We start from the raw sequence: 12,043 nt of genomic DNA, 5'->3' as shown, positions 1-12,043 counted from the left end.
GCGGGGGCCGACGCGCAGGGATCATTCCTGACCCTTTCCGTCCTCTCCCTGACCGGGTTCGGCGGAGTTGTTCTTCTCGCGGAGCTTGCGCAGGAGTTCCTGCTTGCGCTCCTGGGCATCGGCGCTGGGGCCGCCCTTGGTTCCGCCGCTGGTACCGCGCAGGGCGGATCGGGACACCGTGTTGCGCTGCCCGCCCATGCCCAGAAGGTTGTCGCTGTTCCTGGCCACGCGGACCTCCTCTCGCCGACAAGACGATTCGTCTCGTGCTGATGGGTACTGCTCTGAGTCTAGCTGTGCCAAGACGATACGTCTCGTCATTTTTGGGCGGCTACCGTGGGACGTATGGCAGAGAGCACCGCACCTGAGAGTACGCCGACCCGTCGATCCCCTGATCCCCGGCGCCGGAGCGAGCGCGCGCGCACGGCGATCCTCGACGCCGCGGCCGCCCTGATGGGCGAGGTCGGGTTCTCGCGGATGACGATGGAGGGCATCGCCGCCCGGGCCGGGGTCGGCAAGCAGACCATCTACCGGTGGTGGCCGTCCAAGGCCGCCGTGGTGCTGGAGGTCTTCCAACGGGAGGCGGGCGGCGAGGCCGAGCCCCTGCCCGACACCGGTGACCTGGCCGCCGACCTGCGCACCGTGCTGCGGGCCACGGTGGACGAGTACAACACCCCCGAGACCGACCGGATCAGCCGCGCGTTCACCGCCGAGGTCCAGCACGACGAGGACTTCGCCCGATCGGTCACAGAGGACCTGCTGCGCCCCCACATGAGCGCCTACAAGGACCGGCTGCGCAGCGCACGCGAGGCCGGGGAGATCTCCCCGGACGCCGACCTCGACGTCGCGGTGGAACTGCTCACGGGGCCGCTGCACCACCGGTGGCTGCTGCGCACCGCACCGCTCACCCACGACTACGTCGACGTGCTCGTCGACATGGCGCTGCGAGCACTGCGCCCCTGACCCGCGGGGCGGATCCGGGCTCGTGCCGGGCTGGTGCCGGGTCAGAGCTCGGTCGGCTCGTGCGTGATCTCGTCGATGACCCGGCCGCCCAGCTCGGTCTCGATCAGCGAGGTGCCGCCCGAGGCGGGAGCGGAACGCGCCGCCGAGCCCCCCGAGGCGTCCGCGCCGGCGGAGCCCGCCGAGCCCTGGGCGGGCTCGGAGCGCTGCGCGGGGGCCGGGTCCGGCCGACGCTCGGAGGCGGCGGGCCGAGGCGGCGCGGGCTGATCGGCGAAGGAGTGCTCCGGCGGCGGGGCCGCCGCGGCGTCCTCGTAGGGGTCCGGCGGCGGCTCCGTCAGACCGGTCACGATGCGGTCCGCGGGCGGACCGGCCGCGGGCGGCGTGGCCTGGGCGGGAGCCGGGTCGTCGGCGGGCGCGGGCTGCGCGGCGGACTCCGGCTCGGCGACGCGCTGGGGTGCGGGAGCCGGTTCCGGTGCCGGCGCGGGAGCGGACGGCGTGTCCCAGCCGGTGGGCTCGACGGGCCGCGCGGCGGGCTCGGGCCGACGTGCGGGAGCGCCGCCCCCGTTGCCCGCGGACCCCGAGGGGGCGACACGGACCTCCATGCCGAGGACCTGCTGGATGGCGGCGGCGACGACCTGGTCGCTGCCGCTGTTGGTGAAGCCCTTGGCCTCGTTGGGGCGCGAGAAGCCGAGCAGGACCGCGTTCCCCTCGACGCCGACCGGCCGCACGTCGCTGCCGGAGAGCACCATCCAGGTGAACCGGCGGCGGCCCTTGACCGCTTCCAGGATCTGGCTCCACGCCGACTGGATCCGGCCCAGGTCCACCCCGCCGCCCGAGGGGGCGGTCTGGGGCTGGGGCGCGGCGCCGCGCGAGGCCGGTGCGGCGGCGCGGGTTCCGGGCGGGTCCGACCAGCCGTCCGGCTCACCGGAGGGCTCGGGACGGGTCCGTGGCGCCTCCGCCTGCGGCCGGGGCGCGGCCGGGGCGGGAGCCGGATCGGGCTGTGCGGCGGGGGCTGCGGGAGCCGGTGCTGCGGCCGGGGCCGGCGTGGGCGCGGGTGCCTGAGCGGCGGGGGCCGGTGCGGGTGCGGCGGGCGCGGCGGGAGCCTGCGCGGTCGCCGTGGGCTGGGCCGCGGGGGCGATGGCACCCGAGGCGACCCGGCGCTCCATCTGCTCCAGACGCGCCAGCAGCGCCACACCCTGGTCGCCGTCGGTACCCGGCAGCAGGATGCGCGAACACATCAGCTCCAGCAGGAGCCGGGGCGCCGTGGCGCCGCGCATCTCGGTCAGCCCCTGGTTGAGGATGTCCGCCGCCCGGGTGAGCTCGGCGGGGCCCAGTTTGGCGGCCTGCGTCTTCATCTGGTCCGCCGCCTCGGCGGCGACGTTGATCAGGCCCTTGTCCAGGGCGTCGGGCACGGCCGCGAGGATGACCAGGTCGCGGACGCGCTCCAGGAGGTCGGTGGTGAAGCGGCGGGGGTCGTGGCCGCCCTCGACCACGCGGTCGATGAGGCCGAACACGGCGGCGCCGTCGCGGGCGCCCAGGGCGTCGACCATCTCGCCGAGCAGGCTGGAGTCGGTGTAGCCCAGCAGCGAGACCGCGCCCTCACGCGTGATGCCGTTCTCGCCCGATCCCGCGATGAGCTGGTCCAGGACCGAGAGGCCGTCACGCGCCGACCCGGCGCCGGCGCGCACCACGAGCGGCAGCGCGGCGGGGTCGTAGGCGATCCCCTCCTCCTTGAGGAGGTCCTCGAACAGCTCCTTGAGCGTGCTCGGCGGGATGAGCCGGAAGGGGTAGTGGTGGGTCCGCGAGCGGATCGTGCCGATGACCTTCTCGGGCTCGGTGGTGGCGAACACGAACTTCAGGTGCGGCGGCGGCTCCTCGACGAGTTTCAGCAGCGCGTTGAAACCCTCGCGGGTCACCATGTGCGCCTCGTCGATGATGTAGATCTTGTACCGCGAGCTGACCGGCGAGAAGAACGCGCGTTCGCGCAGGTCGCGTGCGTCGTCCACACCACCGTGGGACGCGGCGTCGATCTCGATGACGTCGATGCTGCCGCCGCCGTCGGGGGCCAGCGCCACACACGAGTCGCAGACACCGCAGGGGTCCGGCGTGGGGCCCTCGGCGCAGTTGAGCGACCGGGCCAGGATGCGCGCGCTCGTCGTCTTGCCGCAGCCGCGCGGGCCGCTGAAGAGGTAGGCGTGGTTGATCCGGCCACTGCGCAACGCCTGGCGCAGCGGGTCGGTCACGTGTTCCTGACCGCGCACCTCACCGAATGTCGCGGGCCGGTACTTGCGGTACAGCGCGATGCTCACGGTGTGATCACTCCCCTGGTCCCTGCCACAGGTCCATTCAACCCTCAAGCAGCGACAGCTCGCGCCGGATCCTGCGAACGGGAGGGGTCGGAGAAACGAGAAGGACCCCCCGCGCACCCGACAGAGCCTACTTATCCTTGCTGCCTTCCGGCCCTGGGGAGGTTCATAGGATGACGCCGCACGAGGGGTCTGCCCCGAGTGTATCCGAACCCCCGACTGCTCCGGCAACCCCGCCGGACGCGACCCCACTCACCCCGTTCCTTCGCGAACCACCCCGTCCCGTCGCCAACCCGGTGAATCCCGGCCATGATGGGCGCCATGTACGACTTCCACGAAGCCACAGACCACTCCCCCGAGCGCCGCGCGTTCATCGTGGACACCCTGGAGTCCGCCTTCACCGACCTGATGTCGAGCGACCCGTCGGCCTTCCGCGTGAAGTTCCGCAAGATGGCCGCCAACCCGTTCGCCTTCTACCGGGGCAGCGCCGCCCTGTTCTACGCCGACGTCGCCTCCGCCCCCGACCCGTGGTCCGACGAGCGCACCTCGCGCGTGTGGATCCAGGGCGACCTGCACGCGGAGAACTTCGGCACGTACATGGACTCGACCGGCCGGCTGGTCTTCGACGTCAACGACTTCGACGAGGCCTACCTCGGCCACTTCACCTGGGACGTGCTGCGCCTGGCCGCCAGCATCGCCCTGCTCGGCTGGCAGAAGGCCCTGTCCGACGACGACATCGGCACCCTCGTGGCGCGCTGTGTGCGCGCCTACGCCGACCAGGTCCGCGAGTTCGCGACCAAGGGCGGCGACTCCGAGTTCTCCCTCAAGCTGGACAACACCGACGGCACGGTGCACGACGTGCTCCAGAACGCCCGCCTGAACAGCCGCGCCGCGATGCTCACGTCCATGACCGAGCGCCACGGGTACGACCGCCGGTTCCGCGAGGGGCCGCGGGTGCGCCGCCTGCCCGACGACGAGCGGGACAAGGTCCTGGCCGCCTACGAGGGCTACCTGAAGACCATTCCAGACGACCTGCGCTTCGACCCCCGCAACTACTCCGTCAAGGACGTGGTCGGCAGCGGCGGCTTCGGCATCGGCTCCGCGGGCCTGCCCGCCTACAGCCTGCTCATCGAGGGCCTGTCCGAGGCGTGGGACAACGACGTCGTCCTGTCGGTCAAGCAGGGCAACGTGGCCGCGCCGTCCCGCGTGGTGACCGACGAGCACATCATGGCGTCCTTCGAGCACCACGGGCACCGCACCGCGGTCTCCCAGCGGGCGCTCCAGGCCCACGCGGACCCGCTGCTGGGCCACACGGAGATCGACGGCACGGGCTTCGTGGTCAGCGAGGTCTCCCCTTACACCAACGACCTCGACTGGAACCGGCTCACCGAGCCCTCCGAGATCGCCCCCGTGCTGGACTACCTGGGCCGCGCGACCGCCAAGGCGCACTGCGTGTCCGACTCGCACGCGGACTCCACCCTGGTGGACTGGGAGACCGAGGAGGCCGTCCTGGCGGTGCTCGACGGCCGCGAGGACGAGTTCATCAGGTGGTGCACGGACTTCGCGCACGCCTACGCCTCCCAGACCAGGGCGGACCACTCGATGTTCGTGGACGCCTTCCGCAACAACGCCATCCGCGGCGTCCGCTCCAGCCACGCCTGAGGCCGCCACGGCCGTCCCCGGGGGCCCGGAGAAACCTGGTTCGGACCACCCCCCGATGGCATGTAGAGTTGTGCGCGGAGGATTCGCCTAGTGGCCTAGGGCGCACGCTTGGAAAGCGTGTTGGGTGCAAGCCCTCAGGGGTTCGAATCCCCTATCCTCCGCCACGGCTAGCAGCCGAAACGTCGGCCCGGAGCGCACAGCGCCCCGGGCCTTCGTCGTTCCTAGTCTCAGTTTTAGTCTCAGTTGGCCTCTGCTGAGCCGTCTTCCTCCTCCTGGGGAGACTCCCAGATCAGTCCCCCGACGCGGTCTGCGACGTCCGTACGGACCTCATCCACCACGTGCTGGTACCGCTTGGCCATCGAGGACGAAGACCAGCCCATGATCCCCATGACGGCGCGTTCGGGCACTCCCAGGATGAGCAGCACGGTCGCGGCGGTGTGCCGCGCGTCGTGCAACCGCGCCTCCCGCAGTCCAGCCTCCCGCAGCAGGGCCTTCCACTCGTGGTGGTCGGTGTTGGGGCTGAGCGGCCGGCCGAACTCGTCGGCGAACACCCAACCGCCCTCCTCCCAGAGGTCTCCGGCAGCGTCCCTTTCGCGCTCCTGGGTGGCCCGGTGCTCCCGCAGAAGTGCGACCAGCGGCCCCGGAAGACCGATCGGACGCCTTCCCGCGGTCGACTTCGTGTCTTTGGTCAGCGGGTTGGTGCGGACCTTCTCCGGGCAGAATCCCGGCTTGCGCCCGCAGGTGTCCCCACACCCGTGCTCGTATTTCGGTCGAAGCAGGTTCCGGCGTACCCGCAGGCCACCGGAAACCAGGTCGACGTCAGGCCAGCGCAGTCCCAACGCCTCTCCCTGCCGGAGCCCGAGAGCCAGCGCGACAGCCCAGCGCGCGCCGTTGCGCCGATCGGTCGCCAGCTTCATCAGGCGCCGGACCTCACCCACGGAGTAGGGCTCCACTTCCTCCTCCGAGACACGCGGCGCCTTGGCCAGCACCACCGGATTCTTCGCCAGGTGTCCGCGCCGCACGGCCTCGTTGAGAGCGGCCCGAATGGTGCGGTGGGCGTGGTGGGCGGTCGCGGGCTTGCTCCCGTTCGCCTGCATCTTGCCGTAGAAGCGTTCCAGGTGCTCGGGCTGGAGCTTGTCCAGCCAGTGACCGCCGAGACCGGGGATGAGGTGAACGCGCACGTCCACGCGGTAGCCGGAATAGGTGTACTCGCTCACCGAAGCCGCGGCGATGTTCTCCAGCCAGTGCGTGAGCCAGTCGGCGACTCGCCATCGCTGTCCGGCCTTGGGCACGCTTCCCTTCTCCCGCTTGCGCTCCAGCTCCCGAACGGCCTTGGTGATGTCCTTCCGGGTCTTGCGCATCACGTGGCGCCGGTCCGGTTTGCCGTCGTCCTTGACCCCCACGGTCACGCGCCCGTGCCAGTAGCCGTCCTTTCCGAGGTAGATGGAGGAGGCTCCGTTGGGCTGCCGGGTGCGCTTGGAGTTGTCCGTCATGTGTTCCGCTCCTGAGAAGTCCGGAGCGGGGCCGCGTCGGTGCGGCCCCGCGAGGGGGTCACGCCGCGCGGTCGTGGGCGCTCTCGGAGAGCAGCAGGTCCACGTACTCGTCAAGGGCGACGGCGGGCACCAGGCGGGAGGTGCCGATCTTGACGGAGCGCAGGCGCCCGAGCCGGATCTGCTCGAAGGCGCGGGTGCGGCCGATACCGAGCAGTGCGGCGGCTTCCTCGACCCGCAGGAGCTTCTTCTGAGTGGTCATGGGGAGTGCTTCCTTTCTTGGAGTGCGGTCCCGGCTGGTTGCGTGGCGGCTATGCGCCGGGGCCGCTGATCTGCGGATGAACCTGGTAGGCGGGTGAGGGCGGGCGTCCTCCCTTCGGGTTGCGCGGTGGTGGGGGTTCCATGGCGATCCAGCCGTAGCCCTCCAGCAGTTCCAGGGAGGGCAGGACATCGGCGACCTTGGGGAAGGTTCCGCGTGGCAGGCCGGAGAACGCCTCCCGGACGGTGAACCGGGCGGGCTTCTTACGGGTGATCCAGTCCAGGACCAGGCGGGCGCGTTCCTTCTCCGGATCGGCGCCCATGTGGTCGAAGGCCGCTTCGGCGTGGACGGTGAAGTACTCCCCGATCCGGATCGCTGCGGCCATGGTGTCCGCGCTGATGGGGAGCCGGTAGCCGTCCACCGGGTTGTCGGCCAGATGCAGCAGAGCGGCAATGCGCACGATCGCTCCGACCGATTTGCCAGCCCAGTCGGACATGTGTCCCAGGTCCCCGGTGCGCGGGTGAAGCCGCGGCTCCAGCGCGCGGGCGTAGTCGAGCCGGAGCTGGTCGGCCTCAGGCGAAAGCTGGAGGCGCTGGGGGTCGGTCCAATCGAACAAGTGCACCACCATGCGGGTCAGCCGCTCGTTATAGGTGGCGGCCACCTGCTCGGGGATCGGATCGGGCTCCTGGTTACGGGTGCCGATGTTGGACTCGGGCAGCGAGTACAGGAACCTGCCCAGCAGGCCCTTGCCGCGGAATCCGGGGCCGGTGGCGATCTCACGGATGACGTCCGGCTGCACCGACAACCCCAAGGTCAAGATGGCGCTGTCGACGTGCTCGGAGCGGTCCTTACGGTCCACGCGCAGCATGTCGCCGGCGTGGCCTTTCAGGAACAGGTCGAAGTTCGGGGAGCCGCTGTAGCGGCCCGCGAGGATCTGGAAGATGCCGCCCTCCGCCGACAGCACGGCGAGCCTGCCGCCCTGGTCGGCCAGGATCGTGGCCGCGGTCTCGGGGGTGGCGTCGTCCACGAACAACTGCGGGATGGCCGGGACCTTGATGTCCTCGATCGCTGAGGCGGCGTCGGTGGCGTCGGCCACCGCATCCGGGGCGCCCTTGGAGGCGATGGCTTTGGCCTTCGCCTTCTCCGCCACCCCGGCGGCGATCGAGCGGGCCAGTTCGGCTTCCACAATCTGCGGGCGCACCCGTTCGGCCAGTTCCTTCTCCACGGCCAGGATCGGCGCGGTGATCGCTCGGAACACGGCGCTCTTCCGCGAGGCGGGTGGGAGGGCGACCACAGTGAACAGGTTCACCGGCTCGGTATAGGTACCGCGCACCTGAACGATCGCGCGACCGCCGGCGGCGGTGGACAGGGCGGCCAGGACGATGCATCCGGCCGCGTCCACCGGGGTCTGGGTTTCCTCGGCCAGCGCCAGGACGAACGCGCGGATCCACTCGGGCAGGCACTCGGCGGGGAAGGTCGGAAGCTTGCCACGGGCCCCGAGCGGGGTGGGAGCCTCCCACTCCGTCTCGGTCCCGTGGGCGTCGTGAACGGCGCTCACGCGGCGGCTCCCCGCGGGCGCCGGACTCCGGCTTGCAGGCCGCTGCGCACGGTCGCCTCGCACTCAGTGGGGTCCAACCCGATGCGCTCGCCGGCAGCCGTCAAGGCGTCTTCGGCCAGGTGCTTGGGGAGCATCCCGGCCCCGACCAGGGTGCCCACGGCGAACGCGGCCTTGTTCAGAGTGTGGTTACGGCTGCCCTCCCTCGCGGCCAGCACACAGTCGACCTCACCCCGCAGGGCCCGGGTGACGTAGGTGGCGGCGCCGGGGTGGGAGGCCAGCATGGAGTGCACCTGTCCCGAGGACATCGGGCGCCGGCGGGCGGGCTCCAGCAGCGTCGCCAACCACCCGGGCAGCTGCGCCACGGCCGCGGGGTTGGTGACCTCATAGGGGCCGCGGCCGTCGGTGTCGGCCACGTACGATCCGGGACCGACGACGTACCCGCCCGTGGCGCGGGTGTCGATCAGCCACCCCAACCGGCCCGAGGTGTTGCGGTAGGCCGCACCGTCCGGGGCCGCGTAGTACAGGTGGGTGCCGCCCCGGCGGGTGGTGACGGTGAACGTGTCCAGGAACCCGGTGTCGCCGTCAGCGTGCTTCTCAGCCAGCGCAGCGAGCACGTCAGTGCCGTTGGTGATGCCGGGCCGCGCCCACTCCGGTGGTGGCGTCTCGCCGTCCTTAGGCGTGTCCAGGTCGACCACGACCAAGCCGCTGGGACCGCACGCGACGGCGACGTTGTGGGCGGGGTGGGCTCCCCAATGGGCAGTGATGGCGGCCTGGTCGGTGGTGGCGTGCCGCTCCCAGTCGGTGAAGGTGCGCACGGGCCGCTTGGCGCGGGTGCGCAGTGGGAAGACGTGCCACCCGCGGCGGGCGGCTGCGAGGGCGTAGGGCAGGACGTTGGTCGGGGTCATGCCGCGGCCTCCAGCTCCCATGCTTCGGGGGTGCCGCCCTCGTGGCAGGCCGGGCACTCACCGAGGGACGTGGGGATGACGTAGACGAACACGCGAGTGCAGGTCGGGCAGGTGCGGCGGGCGCGCATCGCCGCGGCCAGAGAACGGGCCTTGGCCGCGGTGACCGGCTGCTTCGGCAGGGCCTCACTAATCCGGTACAGAGCAGCGGTGCGGACACCGTTCTTGGCCCTGCCGGAGCGCCACATCAGCTGTGCCACGGGGTGGGAGCTGCCGGGTCGCAGGCCCATGGCGGAGAGCTGCTTGCGGGTGGCCATGTCGTCATCGGCCAGCCATGCCATGCCCCATGGGTAGGTGGGCAGTCCGTGTCGGGAGCCGTCGGGGTCGAGGAAGCGGAGGTTGGTCACGGCGTGACCTCCGCGCGGGCGTGCTGCATCATGGGAGTGCTCCTCGCAGTGATGTGTGGAGTGCTTCTTTGGGAGCGCGGTCCCGGTGGGTTGCTTGGCGGCTATGCACCGGGGCCGCTTTTTCGTGCGTTCGCAGGGTGCCGACGACGGGACTGAAACCCGACATCGTGACTGGTCACCTGGGGTTTTGGGTGATGTCGGCCCCGAAACCGGTTTCGGGGCCGGTGAAGCCGTCCGGGCGGGCTATGCGCCCTCCGTCAGGGCGCCGGAGCGGGCCAGCGCGGCATCCAGGTCGACGCGCTTGACGCCCTTGCGGGACCCTCCGTCGCCACGCTTGGTGACCTGTCCGGTGTGCACTCCGAACGGCGCCAGCGCGTTCGACAGGGTGGTGGCCATCCGGGTCTCATGGGCGCGCTGTTCCTCGCGCGTCATCTCGCCCACCGGAACCTCGGACTCGGTCCAGGGGCCGTAGGTGTCGGGCCGGTAGGACGCCAGGGCTTGAACCAGGCGCACCGAGTGCATGGTGTCCTCACCCGCCGGCCAGACCGCTGCGAGGTGATCGAGCAGCGTCGTGGTGTCCTCTGCGGTGATGCTCTCCCCGGCGGCTTCACCCGACAGGGTGCCCGCGGCGGTGCGCAGCGCCAGTGCGCGCTTGCTGATGTCGATCGCTTCGGCCTGTTCGATGAACGCGGCCTTGACGATCTGGGTGTCGTGGCTGGACTTGACCAGCCAGCCGGTGCCGGGTTCCTTCTTGGGGTCGAACATCGTGGCGCGCACGCCGTTCTTGTACATCGATGTGCCGAGCACCATGTCGTTGGCCTGCTGACCGACCACGGCCAGGCAGAACCGTGTGGAGACGTTGTCGCTGATCACCTTGGGCAGAGACTTGGCGTCGGGCCGCTGGGTGGTGACGACCAGGATGATCCCGTACGCACGCGCCTTGCGGACCAGGCGCCCGGCGATCTCGGCGGCCTCTTTGCCGTACTCCTCGTGCTCGAAGAGGGTGTGCGCCTCATCGAAGATCGCCAGCAGCGGATGCAGCCCCAGCTTCCTGTCCTTCGCCAGGTGGGGGTAGACCTTGCGGCCCTTGGGCACCTGGTCGGCGGGGAGCCCGGCGATGATCTTCTTGCGGCGCTTCAGTTCCTTCTCCAGCTTGCGCAGCGCGTCCAATCCCGACGCGCAGTGTTCGTCGTCGTCGCCGGACACGTACCGGTGACAGACCGGATGGAGGGGGTCAAGGTCGCCGGAGCCCTTCATCTCGTACACCCACATCTCGCAGGTGGGATCGAGCGCGCCGGCCAGCGCGACCACCATGACGCCCGACGTCTTGCCCGAGCCGGGCACGCCGCCCATCAGCAGGTTGGTGTACATCAGGTTCAGCGGGATCACGCGTCCGCGCGGGTCGAACCCGAAGGGGATGTCGGCGAACAGGTCGGTCTGGCCATCCGTCATCAGCGGCCACAGGCGCCGCTTGGCCTTGGCCGGGTCCTTCTTGGCCACCCACAGCACCAACCGGCCAGGGTGCGCCTCGGAGTCGGACTCGGGCCACACGGTGGTCAGCGGCCGGCGCATCGCTCCGGCCAGCTTGGCGCGCTCCTCCAGTACCTTCTCCGTCAGGTAGCCGGGGGGCAGGTCGACCTCCGCGCGCCAGCCGGGACCGTCGGTCTGGATGGGGTTGACGAAGTCGACCGTGCCCTTGACCCCGATCGCTTCCAGGGCGGCCACGACCTCGGTCGAGGTCAGTTCGCGCTGGACGTGCGGGGAGGTCCACCGGTCGATGATGGGCTTGGAGTCCGCCTTGCGTCCGGCGGCCCCGAAAAGGGCCAGCATCGCGACGATGCCGGACATCGACGCCCACGCCGGGGCACTGGCCAGCGCGACCGCCCCGACGGTGGTGACCCCGAGCGCGACCACCAGGGAGCTGATCAGGCGGGCACGCACTCGGGCGGTGTGCTGGCGGGAAAGCATCATGTACTCGGCCGTGCTGCCGCGGCCCGTGGTCTCTCCCCGCCCGGCCGCGGCCTTGCGCAGTTCTCGGGCTTCGGTGTCGAATGCCCACTGTCCCCAGACCGCGACCGCCCGGCCGGCACCGCGCGGGGAGCGCGACACGAGCTTGAGCAGGTAGATGGGTGAGCGGGTGGCGCGGTAGGCGCTCATGCGGGCGTAGTACTCCACGATGAAGCGGGCGTTCTCGGCGAACTCCTGCTTGTCTCGCAGGTAGGACGGCACCAGTGCGGGCGCGGTGTCGAGCAGCGCGCGGCGGTCGTCCATCCACCCACCGACGCGGGTGGTGGGCAACGCGTCCACGGGTAGGACCGCGGCCGTGTCCTCGATGTCGAGGACTTCGACGTCGGCGGGGTCGACGTGCTCGATGGCCGACGGCTTGGGATCGGGTGCGGCTCCGATAGCCGGACGGGTCGGGAAGGCCACGACGTTCTCACCCTCGGGGCGGTCGTGGTGGGGTTCGGGGTGGCTCATGCTGGAAGCTCCTCACTGCTGGTG

10 protein-coding genes, 1 tRNA gene and 1 other RNA gene are annotated in these 12,043 nt (G+C 70.9%); 3 read left to right on the top strand and 9 right to left on the bottom strand.

Going from position 1 to position 12,043, the window contains the following annotated elements; genetic code table 11:
* Window positions 1-21: 21 nt before the first annotated feature.
* Window positions 22-228: a DUF6243 family protein gene (locus tag DFP74_RS11655; protein ID WP_121181713.1), complete on the bottom strand. Its 207-nt coding sequence runs from the start codon at window positions 226-228 to the stop codon at window positions 22-24.
* Window positions 229-342: 114 nt separating this feature from the next.
* Between DFP74_RS11655 and DFP74_RS11650 the strand changes: the two genes are divergently transcribed.
* Window positions 343-960, top strand: coding sequence for a TetR/AcrR family transcriptional regulator (locus tag DFP74_RS11650; protein ID WP_121181712.1), 618 nt, complete (start codon window positions 343-345; stop codon window positions 958-960).
* A gap of 41 nt (window positions 961-1,001) precedes the next feature.
* Here DFP74_RS11650 and DFP74_RS11645 read toward each other — a convergent pair whose 3' ends face one another.
* Complete coding sequence (locus tag DFP74_RS11645; protein ID WP_121181711.1) at window positions 1,002-3,266, bottom strand: DNA polymerase III subunit gamma and tau; 2,265 nt, start codon at window positions 3,264-3,266, stop codon at window positions 1,002-1,004.
* A gap of 97 nt (window positions 3,267-3,363) precedes the next feature.
* An RNA gene (gene ffs, locus DFP74_RS11640) (signal recognition particle sRNA small type) lies at window positions 3,364-3,459 on the bottom strand.
* 125 nt (window positions 3,460-3,584) lie between these two features.
* Here ffs and DFP74_RS11635 point away from each other — a divergent pair.
* Together DFP74_RS11635 and DFP74_RS11630 are read left to right on the top strand one after the other, a co-directional pair.
* A complete protein-coding gene (locus DFP74_RS11635; protein WP_121188187.1) occupies window positions 3,585-4,925 on the top strand; it encodes a DUF2252 domain-containing protein in 1,341 nt (446 codons plus the stop codon).
* 76 nt (window positions 4,926-5,001) lie between these two features.
* Window positions 5,002-5,089, top strand: a tRNA-Ser gene (locus DFP74_RS11630).
* A gap of 75 nt (window positions 5,090-5,164) precedes the next feature.
* On the opposite strand, the gene DFP74_RS11625 is transcribed toward DFP74_RS11630, so the two are convergent.
* From DFP74_RS11625 to DFP74_RS11600, 6 genes are all read right to left on the bottom strand, one after another.
* Entirely contained in the window at window positions 5,165-6,418 is a 1,254-nt protein-coding gene (locus tag DFP74_RS11625) for a site-specific integrase (RefSeq protein WP_121181710.1), read from the bottom strand.
* 58 nt (window positions 6,419-6,476) lie between these two features.
* A complete protein-coding gene (locus DFP74_RS11620) occupies window positions 6,477-6,677 on the bottom strand; it encodes a helix-turn-helix domain-containing protein (RefSeq protein ID WP_121181709.1) in 201 nt (66 codons plus the stop codon).
* 49 nt (window positions 6,678-6,726) lie between these two features.
* The gene (locus tag DFP74_RS11615) at window positions 6,727-8,232 is read right to left on the bottom strand and encodes a YfjI family protein (protein WP_121181708.1); all 1,506 of its coding nucleotides are present in this window, start codon (window positions 8,230-8,232) and stop codon (window positions 6,727-6,729) included.
* Window positions 8,229-9,137, bottom strand: coding sequence for a bifunctional DNA primase/polymerase (locus tag DFP74_RS11610; protein ID WP_121181707.1), 909 nt, complete (start codon window positions 9,135-9,137; stop codon window positions 8,229-8,231). Before DFP74_RS11610 ends, DFP74_RS11615 begins: the two co-directional genes overlap by 4 nt.
* The gene (locus tag DFP74_RS11605; RefSeq protein ID WP_121181706.1) at window positions 9,134-9,541 is read right to left on the bottom strand and encodes an RRQRL motif-containing zinc-binding protein; all 408 of its coding nucleotides are present in this window, start codon (window positions 9,539-9,541) and stop codon (window positions 9,134-9,136) included. Before DFP74_RS11605 ends, DFP74_RS11610 begins: the two co-directional genes overlap by 4 nt.
* Window positions 9,542-9,784: 243 nt before the next feature.
* Window positions 9,785-12,019 carry an FtsK/SpoIIIE domain-containing protein gene (locus tag DFP74_RS11600; protein ID WP_199725613.1) on the bottom strand — a complete coding sequence of 745 codons (2,235 nt, stop codon included), beginning with the start codon at window positions 12,017-12,019 and terminating at the stop codon, window positions 9,785-9,787.
* Window positions 12,020-12,043 lie beyond the last annotated feature (24 nt).

The organism is Nocardiopsis sp. Huas11, from assembly GCF_003634495.1.
In the GTDB taxonomy this organism is placed as follows: domain Bacteria; phylum Actinomycetota; class Actinomycetes; order Streptosporangiales; family Streptosporangiaceae; genus Nocardiopsis.
Note: the sequence above shows the minus strand (reverse complement) of the source record. Positions and strands in the feature narration are given on the sequence as shown.